The following is a 17,472-nucleotide window of genomic DNA, read 5'->3' as shown; positions in this document are numbered from 1 at the left end:
GTAGCCCCCGGCGCCGTCAACAGGGCTTGAACGACCCCGGCCCGCCCATCCACGGGTAGACCGTGACGAAGCCCTCCGCCAGGCGGGAGCACTCGACGTTGCTGGTGCTCGCCCGCGCCGACACGAGCCAGAGCCCGCGCTGCGCGGCGGGCAGCCCGTCCGACCGGGGGACGTGCCAGACGACCTCGTCGCGGATCGCCGCCAGACCCGCCTGGCCCGGGGTGGTGCGCGGCACGTCGAACGCGTACACCCAGACGTATGCGGTGGTGATCTCCAGCACCGGGACGCCGTTCTCGTTCCTGGTGGCCCGGTAGCGGATCGTCCCCCGGGCCCTGACCTCCCCGGCCTCGTCACGGGAGCCGATCCGGGTGGCGTAGTTCAGGAAGGTGTTGCCGTCGAAGTCGCGCGCCAGCTCCCGGCGGGCGTCCGGCGCGAGGAGGGCCAGGAACGGCTCGGGGTCGCCGAGGAGCATGGCCAGATCGAGGCGGGCCGCCGTGAGCGCCGTGCGGACCCGGGTCAGGGCCGCGGCCACCTCCGCGGCGGTGAACGGTCCGGTAGCGGTGGCCCGGGGCAGCGTGAGCGCCTCCTGGCCGACCGCGAAGTCCGCCGCGGCGCTCCCGGCGAAGAGGTCCCGCGGCTCGCCGACCTGGCTCAGCGGCACCGGAGACGGCGTGGGCGAGGCCGTCGGCTGGGCGGTGCCGGCCCGGATCCGGTCGACCGCGACGTGACCGAGCGTGGCCGTGGCGCCGAGGAGTGCCAGCGCCAGCAGCACGACACCGGCGACGTGGCGCTTGCCGCGCCCCCGGGACCACACGAGCCGGATGCGCTCCCCGCGGGTCAACGGGGTCGCCGCGTCCTCGCCGGTCATCCAGTCCGGCAGCCGGACGGCCTCACCGCGGGTGGCGACGTCGTATCGGCCCGGGGCCACCGGTGGGGTGGTCTCGTCTTCGGTGGTCATGTGGCATCCCGAGGTGTTCGGAGCGGCTTGGCGGCTGATCTTCGTACCCGCACCGCGGGTCAGAGCTCGTGATGCGTGATCTTGTAGAGCAGGTAGAGCGTGCCGACCACCAGGACGGTGGCCACCACGGCCACCACCACGAAGGACACGATCGCGGAGAGCGCCGGGTGCCGCTCGCTGAACCGGGTGCGGTCCCGCCACGCCCAGAGCCGCCGCCGCGTCGCCGCCAGCGCCGGCACGCCGTCGACGAGGTCGGAGAGGCGGCGGCCGAGGGTGCGGCGCGGCGGCTCCGGGTTCCGCATCCACTCGGGCAGGTCGACCCGGGGACGGTGCTCGTGCGACGGCGGGGTGGCGCTCATGCGGGGGCTCCTGGGGGTTGGTGCGACGGGGGGTGGCGGCAGTGTGCCGGACCGGGGCCGACCGCGCGACCCCGGTCCGGCGCGGGTCAGCAGGGGTCCTGGACCTCGAGGGAGCGGTCCGGGTCGAACGCGGCGTCCGGGTCCTCCCAGCCGCCCGGACCGCCATAGGTGGGCGTGACCTCCACCTCCAGCAGGCCCTTGTCCAGGCCGGCGCACTCCACGTTCGTGACGTAGGCGTCCCCGTCGCGCAGCCACAGGCCGGCGGAGCTGTCGGCCACGTCGTCCGAGTGCGGCACCTGCCAGACCACGGTGTCGTGCACCACGACGACGCTGTCCGCCGGAGCGACGCCCTCGCGCTGGAGGGCGTACACCCAGACGAAGTTGGTGGTGACCTCGAGCATCCGGATCCCGTCGTCGGTGCGGGTCGCCCGGTAGGTCACCCGTCCCTTCACCCGGGGCTGGTGCTTCGTCAGGTGGGTCGCGGGCCCGAGCCGCGTGGCGTAGGTGCCGAAGGTGCCACCGGCGAAGTCCTTGCGGATGCTCGCGCGGGTGTCCGGCGCGAACTGCCGGACGAGCCGTTCCGGGCTGCCGGCGGTCATGAACGACCGGTCCAGCCGGCTGGTCACCAGTGCCTTGCGGACCTTCGCCAGCGCGGCGGCCACCTGCTTCTCCGTGAACGGCCCGGTCCGCTTCGCGGCGGGCAGGGCGATCCCCGCCGCCCCCTCGGGGAAGCCGGCGGCCGGCGTGCCGTCGAAGGCGCCGGCCGCCGGGGGCGGCGACGCCGACGTCACGGCCTGCTCGCCGACCGGCTGGCTGATCGTCGGGTACGCCGTGGGCGTCTGCGCCCAGCGCTGGATGCCCAGGTAGCCGCCAGTGGCGACCAGCCCGAAGAAGGCGAGCACCAGCAGGGCGGCGACGCCGCCGAGCAGCTTGCCCGAGTGGTCGCCCAGCCAGATGCGGAACCGGTCGGAGCGGTCCGGCTCGGCCGTCACGGCCGGCCGGCGCAGCCAGTCGGGGACCGTCCCCAGCCCGTCGGCGGGCGGATACGGCTGGTCGGGACGGCCGGGTTCGGGGGCGGGTGCGTGCTCGGTCATCTCGGTTCCCAGCGGTTCACGGGGGGCGGGGGTGGTCGGGCCGGACGTGCCGGGTCAGCAGGTGTCGGGAATGTCCAGCGAGCGGTCCGGGTCGTACAGGGAGTCGCGGTCCGGGGTGGGGGTGGCGACCGGCTTCCCGTCGCCCCCCTTGCCGAGGTCGAGCAGTCCCTTGTGGAAGGCCGCGCAGTCGACGTTCGAGGCGTACGAGCCCATGTCCGTGAGCCAGAGACCGTTGTCCCGGGAACGGACGTCGTCCGGGTGGGGCACCTCCCAGACCAGGGTGTCGTGCACGACCACCACCGCGTCACCGGGCGCGGCCCCCGGGCTCAGGAAGGCGTACGCCCAGACGAAGTTGGTGGTCACCCGGAGCATCCGGACCCCCTGCTCGTCCCGGCTCGCCCGGTAGGTGACCCGGCCCTTCACCCGGGGCTGGTCCGGCAGCAGCCGGGCGCCGGGCGCGAGCCGGGTCGCCACGCTGATGAAGCTCGCGTCGCTGACCTCCTCGCGGAGGTGGCGGCGGGCGTCCGGGGCGAACTGCCGCACCAACCGCTCGCGGTCCTTCGCCGTCATGAAGGCGCGGTCGAGCCGGGCGGTCACCAGCGCGGTCCGGATCTTCGTGAGCGTGGCGGACACCTGCTTCGCGGTGAAACCGCCGGTCGCCTTCGCCGGGGGCAGCGTGATCCCGGCCGCGCCCTCCGGGAAGGCCCCCGCCGGGGTGCCGTCGAACGGCCCGGCGGCCGGGGGCGGCGACGCCGCGGTGGTCGCCTGGATGCCGGCGGGCGGGCTCACCGTCGGGTACGCCCGGGGCGGGTCGGCCGGGCGCCGGACGTGCCGGTATCCGGCCGCGCCGAGGTACGCCAGCAACGCGAGCGCCAGCACGGCGCCGACGCCGAGGCGCAGGCCGCGGGCGTGCCGGCCGAACCAGATGCGCAGCCGGGTGGCGGGGCCGACCCGGATCTCCCGCTCCAGCTGGCGTACCCAGTCCGGGATCTCCTCCGGGCCGCCCGTAGAGGGGCGGTCGAGCCGCGGTGGCTCGGGGGTGAAGTCGTCGCTGCTCATCGTGCTTCCCGGGCAGGAGTGGGGCGAGGGGCGCATGATCTTGACACCCGGGTCGATCAGGGCGGTATCCCCCGCAGGGCCGATCACCGCCGTCTGGCAGGCTTGGCCGTCGTGAGCACAGACGGTCTGATCGTGGTCGACAAGCCCGGCGGCATGACGTCGCACGACGTGGTGGCCCGGATCCGGCGGCTGGCCCGCACCCGGCGGGTGGGGCACGGCGGCACGCTGGACCCGATGGCCACCGGCGTGCTGGTGATCGGCGTGGGCCGGGCCACCCGGCTGCTCACCTACGTCATCGGCGCCGGCAAGAGCTACACGGCGACGATCCGGCTGGGCCAGGCGACGGTCACCGACGACGCCGAGGGCGACGTGATCGCCAGCACCCCGGCCGGCGCGGTCACCGACGAGGCGGTCCGCGCCGCGCTCGCCGCGCTCACCGGCGAGGTCGACCAGGTGCCCAGCGCGGTCAGCGCCATCAAGATCGACGGACAGCGGGCGTACAAGCGGGTACGCGAGGGGGAGAGCGTCGAGCTGCCGGCCCGCCGGGTGACCATCTCGCGGCTGGACGTGCTGGCGATCCGCCGGGACACCCCGGACCTGGTGGACGTCGACGTGGACGTCACCTGCTCGTCCGGGACGTACATCCGGGCCATCGCCCGGGACGCGGGCCTGGCGCTCGGGGTCGGCGGCCATCTCACCGCGCTGCGCCGCACCGCGGTGGGCGGGTTCACCCTGGCCGAGGCGGCCACCCTCGACGCGCTGGAGCAGCGCGCGCCGGACGTGGTGAACCTGCCGCTGGACGCGGCCGCCGGCCGGTTCTTCCCGCGCCGGGACGCCACACCCGAGGAGGCCAGGGTGCTCTCCCACGGCGGGCCGCTGGACCCGGCCGGCGTCGCCGGGCCGTACGCGGTCTTCGGCCCGGACGGCGGGCTGATCGCTATCGTCAGCGAGCGGGACGGGCGGGCCCGCGCGGAGATCGTGCTGGCCCCCGCCTGACGGCGCGTGGGCGGACAGGGGAGGAGCGGCATGCAGCGGTGGCGGGGGTACGAGGCGGCGCCCGGCGGCTGGGGGCGTTCGGTGGTCACCATCGGCGTCTTCGACGGCGTGCACAAGGGCCACCAGGCCACCATCGGCCACGCCGTGGCGCGGGCCCGTGAGCTGGGCGTCAAGTCGGTGGTGGTGACCTTCGACCCGCACCCGGCCGAGGTGGTGCGCCCCGGCTCGCACCCGGCCGTGCTCACCGAGCCGGCCCGCAAGGCCGAGCTGATCGAGGCGCTCGGTGTCGACGTGCTCTGCGTCGTGCCGTTCACCCCGGAGTTCTCCCGGCTGCCGGCCGAGGCGTTCGTGCACGACATCCTGGTCGAGCACCTGCACGCCGCGCTCGTGGTGGTCGGCGACAACTTCCGGTTCGGGCACCGGGCGGCCGGCGACGTGGCGCTGCTGGAGCGGCTGGGCCGCACCTTCGGCTTCGCGGTGGAGGGCGGCCCGCTGGTCGCCGAGGCCGGCACGGTCTTCTCCTCCACGTACATCCGCTCCTGCGTCGACGCGGGCGACGTGGCCGCGGCGGCCGCCGCGCTGGGCCGCCCGCACCGGGTCGAGGGCGTGGTGGTCCGCGGTGACCAGCGCGGGCGTGAGCTGGGCTACCCGACCGCGAACCTGCTGACCCACCGGTACGCGGCGATCCCCGCCGACGGGGTGTACGCGGCCCGGCTGGTGCGCCGGGGCGGTGAGCCCCTCGCGGCGGCGGTCTCCATCGGCACGAACCCGACGTTCTCCGGGCGGGAGCGCCGGGTGGAGGCGTACGCGCTGGACTTCACGGGCGATCTCTACGGCGAGCGGCTGGCCCTGGACTTCGTGGCGCACCTGCGGGAACAACGGACGTACGACGCAATCGAGCCGCTGGTGGCCCAGATCGCCGAGGACGTGGAGCGGACCCGCCGGGCGGTCGGCTGAGCGCGCCGGAGCCGGTCGGCCGCTCTCTTGGCGGCCCTTCACCGGGCGGTTCCCCGCCGGGCTGGTAGTCTGGCAGGGACGTCGGCTGACCGACGTGGGGCCTCGCGTGCCTGCACGACGCCGCGGGTGCGAGGAACCGGTCCGTTTCCCGGTCACTCCGACCGATCCGGACCTCATCTAACGTTCCACGAAACAGGGAGAACATGGCGCTCGACCAGGAAGCCAAGGCCAAGATCCGCTCGGAGTACGCGACCGCCGAGGGCGACACCGGTTCGCCGGAGGTGCAGGTCGCGGTCCTCACGAAGCGGATCGCCGAGCTCACCGAGCACCTGAAGGTGCACAAGCACGACCACCACAGCCGCCGCGGGCTGCTGCTGCTGGTCGGCCGTCGCCGCCGGCTGCTCAACTATGTCCAGAAGAAGGACATCAACCGCTACCGGTCGCTCATCGAGCGGCTCGGCCTGCGCCGATGACGTGACGGGGGAGTGGCCGGTCGGCCGCTCCCCCGTTCCGGTACCACCAGAAGAACCCGGCCACACGACCGACCGAGAGGGAGCCGGTCAGCGCACCGGTCTCCGGTAGTGGCCCCCGGGAACGCCGGCATCATGCCGGCCACCCGGGCGCTTCGATCGAAGACCGGCCGCCTGAGCAGTTCCCCGTGTCGTGGGCCGACGACGCGAAGGAGCACCACAGCACATGACCGAGACCAACCTCGGCACCGAATCCCGCACCGCCGTGATCGACAACGGGTCCTTCGGCACCCGCGAGATCACCTTCTCCACCGGCCGGCTGGCCCGTCAGGCCGCCGGCTCCGTCATCGCCCAGCTCGGCGAGACGGTCGTCCTCTCCGCCACCACCGCCGGCAAGCAGCCCCGGGAGCAGTTCGACTTCTTCCCGCTGACCGTCGACGTCGAGGAGCGGATGTACGCCGCGGGCCGGATCCCCGGCTCGTTCTTCCGCCGCGAGGGCCGGCCCAGCGAGGACGCCATCCTCACCTGCCGGCTGATCGACCGGCCGCTGCGCCCGTCGTTCGTCAAGGGCCTGCGCAACGAGGTCCAGGTCGTCGAGACCGTGCTGGCCCTCGACCCGCAGCACCCGTACGACGTGGTGGCGATCAACGCCGCCTCGATGTCCACCAAGCTCTCCGGCCTGCCGTTCTCCGGCCCGATCGGCGCGACCCGGGTCGCGCACGTCGACGGCCAGTGGGTCGCCTTCCCGACCCTGGAGGAGCTGGCCCGGGCCACCTTCGACATGGTCGTGGCCGGCCGGGCGCTGGCCGACGGCGACGTCGCGATCATGATGGTCGAGGCCGAGGCGACGCCGAACGCCGTGGCCCTGATCGCGGGCGGCGCCACCGCCCCGACCGAGGAGATCGTGGCCAGCGGCCTGGAGGCCGCCAAGCCGGCGATCCGCGAGCTGTGCCGCGCGCAGAGCGAGCTGGCCGAGGTGGCCGCCAAGCCGGTCGCCGAGTTCCCGGTCTTCCTGGACTACCAGGACGACGTCTACCAGGCGGTGGCCGACCTGGTCCGCGCCGAGGTCGCCGAGGCCCTCAAGATCGCCGGCAAGGCGGACCGCGAGGAGGCCCTGGACCGGGTCAAGGCCAAGGTCGCCGAGGAGCTCGGCGGTCGGTTCGAGGGCCGCGAGAAGGAGCTCTCCGCCGCCTTCCGGTCGCTGACCAAGTCCGAGGTCCGCAACCGGGTGCTGCGCGAGCAGGTCCGCATCGACGGCCGCGGCCCGCGCGACATCCGCCCGCTGACCGCCGAGGTCGGCGTGCTGCCGCGGGTGCACGGCTCGGCGCTGTTCGAGCGGGGCGAGACCCAGATCCTGGGCGTCACCACGCTGAACATGCTGCGCATGGAGCAGATGGTGGACACCCTGTCCCCGGAGAACCGCAAGCGCTACATGCACAACTACAACTTCCCGCCGTACTCGACCGGTGAGACCGGCCGGGTCGGCTCGCCGAAGCGGCGCGAGATCGGCCACGGCGCTCTCGCCGAGCGGGCGCTGATCCCGGTGCTGCCGTCGCGCGAGGAGTTCCCGTACGCCATCCGGCAGGTCTCCGAGGCGCTCGGCTCCAACGGCTCCACCTCGATGGGCTCGGTCTGTGCCTCGACGCTGGGCCTGCTCTCGGCCGGTGTGCCGCTGAAGGCGCCGGTCGCCGGCATCGCCATGGGCCTCATCTCCGACGAGGTGGACGGCAAGACCCAGTACGTGACGCTGACCGACATCCTCGGCGCCGAGGACGCGTTCGGCGACATGGACTTCAAGGTCGCGGGCACGCCGGAATTCGTCACCGCGCTCCAGCTCGACACCAAGCTCGACGGCATCCCGTCGGACGTGCTGGCCGCCGCGCTCCAGCAGGCGAACGAGGCCCGGCAGACCATCCTCGAGGTGATGAAGCGGGCCATCGAGGCGCCGGCCGAGATGTCGGAGTACGCCCCGCGGGTCACCACCGTGAAGATCCCGGTCGACAAGATCGGCATGGTGATCGGCCCGAAGGGCCAGACCATCAACGCCATCCAGGACGAGACCGGCGCCGAGATCTCCATCGAGGACGACGGCACCATCTACGTCGGCGCCACCAACGGCCCGTCCGCCCAGGCGGCGGTGGACCGGATCAACGGCATCGCCAACCCGACCCTGCCGAAGGTGGGGGAGCGGTTCCTCGGCACGGTGGTGAAGACCGCCGCGTTCGGCGCCTTCATCTCGCTGCTCCCGGGCCGCGACGGCCTGCTGCACATCTCCAAGGTGGGCGACGGCAAGCGGGTCGAGAAGGTCGAGGACTTCCTCAACGTCGGCGACCGGGTCGAGGTGGAGATCGCGGACATCGACGCCCGCGGGAAGATCTACCTGGACAAGATCCGTCCGGAGGGCGCCGAGGCGCCGGCCGCCGGTGAGGCCGCCGAGGGCGGCGAGCGTCCGGCCGGCCGGGACCGCGGCGGCGACCGTGGCCCGCGCGACCGCGGCGACCGTGAGCGCGGCGGCGACCGCGAGCGCGGCGGCCGGGGCCCGGAGCGCGGCGAGGGCGGCGGCGAGGGCGGCGGCGACGGCCGTCCGCGGCGCCGTACCCGGCACAGCTGATCCATCCACCGGCCGGGTGACGCCCATGGCGTCACCCGGCCGGTGACTGCTCCCGCCCGTCGCGCGTCAGCCGCTGGGCCGGAGTCATCACCGCACCACCCACCCCTCGTCGAACTGAGAGCAGGTTCCTCGTGAGTCGGATCCGGCGTTCGTCCTCCCCGGCGGCTCGACGGGGGGTCACGTCGTCCGGGGTCGCGCGCCCCGCGGGCGGAGCGGCCCGGGCGATCACCCGCACCCTCAGCGACGACCCGCTGGGCGGCACCGTCCGCCGCACCGTGCTCCCCAGCGGCCTGCGCGTGCTCACCGAGGCGATCCCGGCGATGCGCAGCGTCTCGTTCGGCATCTGGGTGGCGGTCGGCTCCCGCGACGAGACCGGGCCGCAGGCCGGCGCCGCGCACTTCCTGGAGCACCTGCTCTTCAAGGGCACCAACAAGCGCAGCGCCCTGGAGATCTCCTCCGAGATCGAGGCGGTGGGCGGCGAGACCAACGCCTTCACCACCAAGGAATACACCTGCTACTACGCCCGGGTGCTGGACGAGGACCTGCCGCTGGCCATCGACGTCATGTGCGACCTGGTCGCCGACTCGGTGCTCGCCGCACCCGACGTGGAGACCGAACGCGGGGTCATCCTCGAAGAGATCGCCATGCACGACGACGAGCCCGGCGACGAGGTGCACGACCTGTTCGCCCGCGCCGTCTACGGCGACCACCCCCTCGGCCGGCTGATCTCCGGCACCGAGGAGACGGTCACCCCGATGACCCGGCGGCAGATCCAGAGCTTCTACCGCCGCCGCTACACCGCCCCGGACATCGTCATCGCCGCCGCCGGCAACCTCGACCACGCCGCCGTGGTCAAGCTGGTCCGGCAGGCGCTGCGCGGCACCCCGCTGGACACCGACCCGGCCACGCCGGCCCCGCACCGGGCGGCCACCCCGGCGGTACGCACCAAGCCGGCCGCCACCCTGGTCGAGCCGAAGGAGACCGAGCAGGCGCACGTCATCCTCGGCTGCCCCGGCATCGACCGCACCGACGAGCGGCGCTTCGCCCTCGGGGTGCTCAACAACGTGCTCGGCGGCGGCATGTCCAGCCGGCTGTTCCAGGAGATCCGCGAGCAGCGCGGCCTGGCCTACTCGGTCTACTCCTACGCGAGCCAGTACGCCGACAGCGGCCTCTTCGCCGTCTACGCCGGCTGCGCCCCGGGCAAGGTGGACGAGGTGCTGGACCTGACCCGGGCCGAGCTGTCCCGGGTGGCCGCCACGGGGATCACCGAGGCCGAGCTGGCCCGGGGCAAGGGGATGAGCAAGGGCTCCTTCGTCCTCGGCCTGGAGGACACCGGCTCCCGGATGAGCCGGCTGGCCAAGGGCGAGCTCCTCTACGGCAACCTCATGCCGGTCGACGAGCTGCTGGCCCGGGTCGACGCGGTGACCCTGGACGACGTCAACGGCCTCGCCGCCGAACTGCTCGCCCGGCCGATGTCCCTCGCCGTGGTGGGCCCGTTCGACAGGTCCGCCTTCGCCGCACGCTGACCGTCCCGCTCCGCGGTCCACGGGGGTGGCCGCGTCCCGATTGGGATAGGTTGTGCCCCGTGACTGACGAGCAGGAGAAGACCCCGGTGCGGGTCGGCGTGCTGGGCGGCCGCGGCCGCATGGGCATGGAGGTCTGCAAGGCCGTCGACGCGGCCGCCGACCTCGACCTGGTGGCGACGATCGACCAGGGCGACGCCCTCTCCGCCGCCTCCGGCGCCGACGTGGTCGTCGACTTCACCACCCCAGACGTCGTCATGGACAACCTGCGCTGGTGCATCGACCAGGGCGTTCACGCGGTCGTCGGCACCACCGGCTTCACCGAGCAGCGGCTGGAGCAGGTGCGCGGCTGGCTGGCCGGCAAGCCCGGCGTCGGCGTGGTGATCGCCCCCAACTTCGGCATCGGCGCGGTGCTGATGATGCAGTTCGCCGCCCGCGCCGCCCGGCACTTCGAGTCGGTCGAGATCATCGAGCAGCACCATCCCCGCAAGCTCGACGCGCCCAGCGGCACCGCCACCCACACGGCCCGGCTCGTCGCGCAGGCCCGCGCCGAGGCCGGGCTCGGCCCCACACCCGACGCCACCAGGGACGAGGTCCCCGGCGCCCGCGGCGCCGACATCGACGGGGTACGCGTCCACGCCGTCCGCGCCACCGGTCTGGTCGCCCACCAGGAGGTGCTCTTCGGCACCACCGGCGAGACGCTGACCATCCGGCACGACTCGTACGACCGGGCCTCGTTCATGCCCGGCGTGCTGTTGGCGGTGCGCGAGGTGCGCCGCCGACCGGGCCTCACCGTGGGCCTGGACGCCCTGCTCGACTGATCCCTGCCGCGGGCTCCCGTGCTCGCTGGGTTCGGCCGTGGGCGGCCGTGCCCGTTCCGTTCTACCGTCGGTGGCCGTGCCCGTTCGGTTCCACCGTGGGTGGCCGTGCCCGGCGGTGACCGGGCGCCGCCGCGGGCGGCCGTACCTGACGGCGGCCGGTGGCGCGCAGGGGCGCAACGGCGATCAAGCGGCGCGGCCCCGGGCGGGTGCACGCTGTGCACATGACCCAGACGGACGGACTCACCGGCCTCCTCGACTGGCTCCAGGAAGCACTGGACGACCCGGAGGCCGGGCCGGCGAACCTGGCCGCCCGGGCCCACCTGTCCCGGTTCCATTTCGACCGGCTGGTCGCCGCGGCCACCGGGGAACCGCCGGGCGCGATGCGCCGCCGCCTGCTCCTGGAGCGCGCCGCGCACCGGCTCACCACCAGCGACCGGACCGTCCTCGACATCGCCGTCGAGGCCGGGTACGGCTCGCACGAGGCGTTCACCCGCGCCTTCCAGCGGTTGTACGGCATCGCCCCCACCGGGCTCCGGCGCCGCCCGCCGCTGACCTTCCGCGAGCTGGAGCTGCCCTGCCCCAGCGGCGTCCACTTCCAACCGCCCGGTGGCCTGCGGCTGCCGGCGGCACGTCAGGAGACTCCCATGAACGTTCTCCAGCACCTGGTCGACCACCACGTCCAGACCCTCACCGCGATCATCGAGCGCGCCGGCGCCCTCGACGAGGAGGTGCTCGACCGGCCCGTCACCGTGTCCGTGGAGACCATCGACGAGCAGCCCACGCTCCGCTCGCTGATCAACGCCATGGTCACCCAGGAGGAGCACTGGCTCTCGGCGCTGCGCGGCGGCGAGTGGCCCGACGAGAGCGACCGGTCCGTGTCCGGGCTGGCCGCCCGGCACTCGGTCGCCGGGCGTGACTGGCGGGCCTTCGTGGCCCGGACGCTCGCCGCCGGCACCCTGGCGGACACCTTCGTCGACACCACCTGTACGCCGCCGACCAGCCACACCCTGGGCGGCACCATCGGCCACGTGATCACCTTCGCCGCCGTGCGCCGCACCCTGGCCATCGGCGCCCTGCACACCGCCGGGATCACCGACCTCGGCGCCGGCGACCCGCGCCCGTTCCTCGACGCCGCCGCGACAACGCCGGCCGGCTGACGGGCTGCCGGCTGGCGGGGGCTGTCCGCGTCGGCCGGCTCCAGGTCGCCGAAGTGGCGGTGTCCGACGCCCGTCGACACCGCCACCTCGGCGACCTGGAGCGCTGTGCCGGGGGCCGGCGGCCGGTGAGGCGGCGGTCGGGGTGTGGGTGGCCTGCCGTGCGGCGCCTGGTTAGGCTCGGTCGGGGTGTGGGTGGCCTGCCGTGCGGCGCCTGGTTGGGCGCCAGTCGAGGGAGTGGGTGGCCGGTGAGGCGGGTTCGGCTGCGGCGAAACCGATGGCCCGGTGGGCGGGCCGGCCCTAGGCTGACCGCCATGATCGATTCCGGGCAGCGTGACCGCGCCGGCCGCCGGGTGACCCTGCGGCCGGTGGACGACGACAACTGGCGGGCGGTGGCCGACGTCGCTCCCCGCGACGACCAGCGTTCGTTCGTGCCGGCGCTGGCGGCCCGCTACCTGGTGCTGACCATGCGCTCGGACGTCTGGACCTCGCTCGCCGTGTGCGCGGACGAGTCGGTGGTCGGGCACGTCATGTGGGGTGTGGACGACGACGGCTCACGCTGGATCGGCGGCATGGTGATCGACGCCGCCGAACAGGACCGCGGCGTCGGTCGCGCCGCCGTGCGGACCCTCACCGACTGGCTGGCCGAGGCCGGCCACCCGGTCCGCCTCAGCTACCACCCCGACAACACCCCGGCGGCCACCCTCTACACCTCCCTGGGCTTCCACCCCACCGGCGCCATGGAGGACGACGAACTGATCGCCGAACACCCCCCCAACCTGACCCACCACCACCCCATCCCTGCCCACCCCACCCCACCCCGTCGATCATGAAGTTGTTGTCACCGGCCGTGGCGTGTCGTGACAACAACTTCATGATCAACCGCGTGGGGCGGCCCGGGGGTCAGGTGGGGGTGTGGGTGGGGGCCTGGCGGGGGGTGGGGATCCTCAGGGGCGCGGGGAGGCCGGTCAGGGTCGGGTGGCCGGTGTGGTCGACGGTCACCGTGACCGGGGCGCCGGCGATCTGGAGGCCGGTGGCCGTGAGGGCTCCGAGTTCGGGTCCGGCCAGGGGGCGGAGGTCGACGCGGCCCGCGGGCACGTCGGGGTAGACGCCGAGGCCGGCCTGGAGGAGCAGCACGGCGGCCGCCGCCGACCAGGCCTGCGGGTGGCACGCCGCTGGGTACGGCACCGGCCGGCCGAACGCCGCCCGGTCGTCCCCGCCGTACAGCTCGGGGAGGCGGTAGTCGAACGCCTCGGCGGCCGCCAGCAGGCCGTCGGCGAGCCGGAGCGCCGCCGCGCGGTGGCCGGCCCGGGCCAGCCCGCCGAGCACGATGGCCGTGTCGTGCGCCCAGATCGACCCGCAGTGGTAGGACAGCGGGCTGAAGCCGGCGTCGTCGGTGGACATGGTGCGCAGCCCGAAACCGCCCGCCAGGGCCTCGGTCGAGAGCAGGGCGGCGACCTGCGCGGATTCGGCGTCCGAGAGCAGCCCGGTGCCGAGCAGGTGGCCGATGTTGCTGGTCAGCGAGTCGACGGGGCGCTTGTCCCGGTCGAGCGCCAGGGCGGGCTGCGGGCCGTGCGGGCCGTCGACCCAGAACGCGGCGCGGAAGCGGGCGGCGAGCCGGTCGGCGTAGGAGCGCCACCGGTCGGCGCCGGGGCGGCCGAAGGCGTCGAGCAGGTCGGCCCCGTTCACCGCGGCCTGGTACGCGTACCCCTGGACCTCGGCCAGCACGATGGGCGACCGGGCGAGGCTGCCGTCCCGGAAGCGCACGGCGTCGCCGGAGTCCTTCCAGCCCTGGTTGGCGAGGCCGTGGCCGGTGGTGTCGATGTACTCGATGAAGCCGTCGCCGTCGGCGTCGGCGTGCTCGCCGAGCCAGCCGAGCGCCGCCTCCAGGTGGGGGAGCAGCGGCTCGACCTGGTCGGCGGGGAGCCCCCACCGCCAGGCGTCGTGCAGCAGCCCGACCCAGAGCATGGTGGCGTCGACGGTGCCGTAGTAGGCGGGCGGCAGCCGGAGCCCCTCGTCGAGGGTGAACTCGTGCCGGCGCAGCTCGTGCATGATCTTGCCGGGCGCCTCGCCGGTGGCCGGGTCGATCCGGGTGCCCTGCCGGCGGGCCAGCACACGCAGCGTGCCGGCGGCCAGGTCGGTGCCGAGCGGCAGCATCATCCGGGCGGCCCAGAGGCTGTCCCGGCCGAAGAGGGTGAGGAACCAGGGCACGCCGGCGCCGAGGAAGACGTCCTCCGGGTGGGCCGGCTCGGCCAGTCGCAGGCCGCGCAGGTCGCCCAGGGCGCGGTCGAGGAGCCGGACCAGGCGGCGGTCGTCGGCGCGTACGGCCGGCTCGGACCAGCCGGGCCCGGGTGGGGCGGCGGTGACCACGGCCTTCGGGTCGGTGACGGCGAGCCGCCAGCGCAGCGTCACGGACTCGCCGGGGGCGAGCGTGACCGGCCAGGTCAGCCGGGGTGCGGTGGCGCGCTCGCCGGTGGCGTCCACGGTGGCCGCCTCGCCGGTGACGGTCACGGTGAGCCCCTCGGCGGCCCACTGGATCCGGCCCGGCTCGCCGGCCTTCGCCTCCAGCGGCGCGCCGCTCCCGCCGGACTTGACCAGCTCGATCGGGGCGAGGTCGCAGGCGAGGTCCACGCTGACCGTGGTGTGGACCGGGTCGGCGGCGGTGGACGAGACGACGAGTTCCTCGGTGACGCCGTGCGGGCCGGCCTGCCGGGTGCGCTCGACCCGCACGGTCGGGTCGGGGGTGGGGTCGCCGAGCCAGCGGGCCAGGGCGACGAAGCGGGCGCCGTGCGGCCCGGCCGCCCCGCGGGCCAGCGCTTCCGGCTCCCGCCCGTCCAGGCGCAGTTCGGCGCGGGAGAGCACCCGGGCGTCGGCGTGGAAGACGCCCTGGACGCCGTGCGGCCGGATCTGGCCCGCCGCGTCGCCCAGCGCGCTGGTGGGGGCGTGCACCGCGCCGACCAGGTCGTGCAGCAGGGGTTGCAGGTGGCGTTCGGACAAGGGGGACTCCCGGTGCTGATCGGTGGCCGGCGACGTCTTGACAGATGGCTCCGGCCGGTGCAAAGTGCGAAACATTCCAGAAACTTTGAACGATCTAATCCTGCCCCATCGAAGTTGGATCGTTCAAGGCGGCGAGAGGGTTTTAGTGGCTGAAAAGGTGACCATCGCGACGGTGGCCCGGCATGCCCAGGTGAGCCGGCAGACGGTTTCCAACGTGCTCAACGCGCCGCACATCGTCCGCGAGGAGACCCGGCGGCGGGTGCAGGAGGCGATCAGCGCGCTCGGCTACCGGGCCAACCAGGCCGCCCGGCAGATGCGGACCGGCCGCTCCCGCCTCATCGCCGTCCGCATCGAGCCCACCCGGGACGGGATCAACGGCTCGGTGCTCGACCGCTTCCTGCACGGCCTCACCGAGACCGCCGACGCCGCCGGCTACCGGGTCATGCTCTACACGGCCCGCGACGACGACCAGGAGATCGCCACCTACGACGACCTGCTCGGCGCGTACGACCTCGACGCGTTCGTGCTCACCGGCACGAAGCACGGCGACCCGCGCACGGCGTGGCTGGCCGAGCGTGAGGTGCCGTTCGTGACCTTCGGCCGGCCGTGGGACGCCCTCGACGGGCACCCGTGGGTCGACGTGGACGGGGCCGCCGGCACCGCCCAGGTCACCCGGCACCTGCTCGACGCCGGCCACCAGCGGATCGCCTTCCTCGGCTGGCCGGCCGGCTCCGGCGTCGGCGACGACCGGTACGCCGGTTGGCGTACCACCATGACGGCGGCCGGCCACGACGTCGCCGGCCTGCGCCGGGAAAGCGAGGACGGCATCGCCGAGGGCGAGCGGGAGTTGCGCGACCTGCTCGCCCACGACGTGCCGCCGACCGCGGTGGTCTGCGCCAGCGACTCGCTCGCCCTCGGCGCGCTCCAAGCCGCACGCGACTCGGCCGCGCCGGTCGCCGTCGTCGGCTTCGACGACACCCCGGTGGCCGCCGCGGTCGGGCTGAGCAGCGTCAGCCAGCCCCTATCCGCGGCCGCCGCCCGCTGCGTCGACCTGCTCACCACCCTGCTCGACGGCCAGCCCACCGATCACCGTGTGCTGCTCACTCCCACGCTGGTGCTCCGGCACACGGCGTGACCACATCCCCCATCAGGAGAGTCAGATGACACCTCGCACCCTCACCCGGGCGGCGGTGGCCGGCTTCGCCGCCGTCGCCCTGTTCGGCTCCGCCGCGTGCGGCAGCGGCTTCGACGACTCCAAGAGCGACACCAAGCAGTCCAGCGGCCCGGCCAGCCTCCAGATCCTGATCGGCTCCTCCGGCGACGCCGAGACCAAGGCGGTGCAGGACGCGGCCGCCAAGTGGGCCTCGTCCAGCGGCAACACGGCCACCGTCACCCCGGCCCAGGACCTCACCCAGCAGCTCGGCCAGGCCCTGGCCGGCGGCACCCCGCCGGACGTCTTCTACGTCGACGCGACCCGGTTCGCCGACTACGCCAGCGTCGGCGCGCTGGAGCCGTACGGCGACAAGGTCAGCAACACGGACGACTTCTACGAGAGCCTGCGCACGACGTTCACCTACGACGGCAAGCTCTACTGCGCGCCGAAGGACTTCTCCACCCTCGCCCTGGAGATCAACACCGACCTGTGGGCGAAGGCCGGCCTGACCGACGCCGACGTGCCGACCACGTGGGACCAGCTCACCGCCGTCAGCGAGAAGATCAAGGCGAAGAAGATGGTGGCGCTCGCCCTCGGCGACACCCGCGACCGGATCGGCGCCTTCATGGTGCAGAACGGCGGCTGGCTGATGAGCAAGGACGGCAAGCAGCCCACCGCCGACACCCCCGAGAACCTCCAGGCCCTCCAGTACGTGAAGGGCCTGCTCACCAACGGCTACGCGAAGTTCCCGAAGCAGCTCGACTCCGGCTGGTCCGGTGAGGCGTTCGGCAAGGGCAAGGCCGTCATGACCATCGAGGGCAACTGGATCAAGGGCGCCCTGCAGAACGACTTCCCGAACGTGAAGTACAAGGTCGTGCCGCTGCCGGCCGGCCCCAAGGGGCAGGGCACCCTGTCCTTCACCCAGTGCTGGGGCATCGCCGCCAAGTCGAAGTTCAAGGACCAGGCGATCAAGTTCGTCGAGGCGATGACCGCGGGCGACCAGCAGGTGACCTTCGCCAAGGCGTTCGGTGTGATGCCGTCGCGGCAGTCCGTCCGCGACCAGTACTCCAGCGCCTTCCCGGCGGACAAGCCGTTCATCGACGGCGTCGCGTACGCCCAGGGCCCGGTGAACGCCCCGAAGATGGACAGCGTCCTGCGCGACCTGGAGGCCGGCCTGCAGGGGCTGGCCACCGGTGACCCGAAGACGGCCCTGGCCAACTTCGACAAGAACGCCAAGGCGGCGCTCGGCGGCTGCTCGCCGGGCTGGCCGGCGGCGCGGCGATCGGCTGGCTGCTCAGCCGCCGGAAGCGCGACACCCTC

At 74.0% G+C, this 17,472-nt stretch carries 15 protein-coding genes; 10 read left to right on the top strand and 5 right to left on the bottom strand.

Features of this window, described 5'->3' with window-relative positions; genetic code table 11:
* Positions 1–16: 16 nt before the first annotated feature.
* The 4 genes from ABZ452_RS00075 to ABZ452_RS00060 all read right to left on the bottom strand — a co-directional run bounded on the left by ABZ452_RS00075 (position 17) and on the right by ABZ452_RS00060 (position 3,470).
* The gene (locus ABZ452_RS00075; RefSeq protein WP_357937211.1) at positions 17–958 is read right to left on the bottom strand and encodes a hypothetical protein; all 942 of its coding nucleotides are present in this window, start codon (positions 956–958) and stop codon (positions 17–19) included.
* Between the two features lie 59 nt (positions 959–1,017).
* Entirely contained in the window at positions 1,018–1,317 is a 300-nt protein-coding gene (locus tag ABZ452_RS00070; RefSeq protein ID WP_357937209.1) for a hypothetical protein, read from the bottom strand.
* An 86-nt stretch (positions 1,318–1,403) separates the two neighbouring features.
* The gene (locus tag ABZ452_RS00065; RefSeq protein ID WP_357937207.1) at positions 1,404–2,411 is read right to left on the bottom strand and encodes a hypothetical protein; all 1,008 of its coding nucleotides are present in this window, start codon (positions 2,409–2,411) and stop codon (positions 1,404–1,406) included.
* Positions 2,412–2,465: 54 nt separating this feature from the next.
* Positions 2,466–3,470 (bottom strand): hypothetical protein, encoded by a 1,005-nt coding sequence (locus ABZ452_RS00060; protein WP_357937205.1) that lies wholly within the window; start codon positions 3,468–3,470, stop codon positions 2,466–2,468.
* 111 nt (positions 3,471–3,581) lie between these two features.
* Here ABZ452_RS00060 and truB point away from each other — a divergent pair, with 111 nt between their 5' ends.
* The 8 genes from truB (at position 3,582) to ABZ452_RS00020 (ending at position 12,835) form a co-directional block, all read left to right on the top strand.
* On the top strand, positions 3,582–4,466 hold the full coding sequence (gene truB, locus ABZ452_RS00055; protein WP_357937203.1) for a tRNA pseudouridine(55) synthase TruB: 885 nt from the start codon (positions 3,582–3,584) through the stop codon (positions 4,464–4,466).
* A 30-nt stretch (positions 4,467–4,496) separates the two neighbouring features.
* Complete coding sequence (locus ABZ452_RS00050) at positions 4,497–5,423, top strand: bifunctional riboflavin kinase/FAD synthetase (RefSeq protein ID WP_357937201.1); 927 nt, start codon at positions 4,497–4,499, stop codon at positions 5,421–5,423.
* Between the two features lie 203 nt (positions 5,424–5,626).
* Entirely contained in the window at positions 5,627–5,896 is a 270-nt protein-coding gene (gene rpsO / locus ABZ452_RS00045; protein WP_067302624.1) for a 30S ribosomal protein S15, read from the top strand.
* Positions 5,897–6,119: 223 nt separating this feature from the next.
* On the top strand, positions 6,120–8,504 hold the full coding sequence (locus ABZ452_RS00040; protein WP_357937199.1) for a polyribonucleotide nucleotidyltransferase: 2,385 nt from the start codon (positions 6,120–6,122) through the stop codon (positions 8,502–8,504).
* Between the two features lie 140 nt (positions 8,505–8,644).
* Positions 8,645–10,030 carry a pitrilysin family protein gene (locus ABZ452_RS00035; protein WP_357938141.1) on the top strand — a complete coding sequence of 462 codons (1,386 nt, stop codon included), beginning with the start codon at positions 8,645–8,647 and terminating at the stop codon, positions 10,028–10,030.
* Between the two features lie 59 nt (positions 10,031–10,089).
* On the top strand, positions 10,090–10,848 hold the full coding sequence (gene dapB, locus ABZ452_RS00030) for a 4-hydroxy-tetrahydrodipicolinate reductase (RefSeq protein ID WP_357937197.1): 759 nt from the start codon (positions 10,090–10,092) through the stop codon (positions 10,846–10,848).
* 221 nt (positions 10,849–11,069) lie between these two features.
* Entirely contained in the window at positions 11,070–12,005 is a 936-nt protein-coding gene (locus tag ABZ452_RS00025) for an AraC family transcriptional regulator (protein WP_357937195.1), read from the top strand.
* Positions 12,006–12,316: 311 nt separating this feature from the next.
* Positions 12,317–12,835 (top strand): GNAT family N-acetyltransferase, encoded by a 519-nt coding sequence (locus ABZ452_RS00020; RefSeq protein WP_357937193.1) that lies wholly within the window; start codon positions 12,317–12,319, stop codon positions 12,833–12,835.
* Between the two features lie 70 nt (positions 12,836–12,905).
* Here ABZ452_RS00020 and ABZ452_RS00015 read toward each other — a convergent pair whose 3' ends face one another.
* Positions 12,906–14,999 carry a glycogen debranching N-terminal domain-containing protein gene (locus ABZ452_RS00015; protein WP_357937191.1) on the bottom strand — a complete coding sequence of 698 codons (2,094 nt, stop codon included), beginning with the start codon at positions 14,997–14,999 and terminating at the stop codon, positions 12,906–12,908.
* Positions 15,000–15,156: 157 nt separating this feature from the next.
* Here ABZ452_RS00015 and ABZ452_RS00010 point away from each other — a divergent pair, with 157 nt between their 5' ends.
* Both ABZ452_RS00010 and ABZ452_RS00005 read left to right on the top strand, forming a co-directional pair.
* Positions 15,157–16,134, top strand: coding sequence for a LacI family DNA-binding transcriptional regulator (locus ABZ452_RS00010; RefSeq protein WP_357937189.1), 978 nt, complete (start codon positions 15,157–15,159; stop codon positions 16,132–16,134).
* Positions 16,135–16,159: 25 nt separating this feature from the next.
* The coding region (locus ABZ452_RS00005; protein ID WP_357937187.1) for an extracellular solute-binding protein at positions 16,160–17,472 on the top strand (1,313 nt) is incomplete at its 3' end.

Origin of the sequence: Micromonospora sp. NPDC005707, assembly GCF_040631005.1 — a bacterium.
Lineage (GTDB): Bacteria > Actinomycetota > Actinomycetes > Mycobacteriales > Micromonosporaceae > Micromonospora.
Note: the sequence above shows the minus strand (reverse complement) of the source record. Positions and strands in the feature narration are given on the sequence as shown.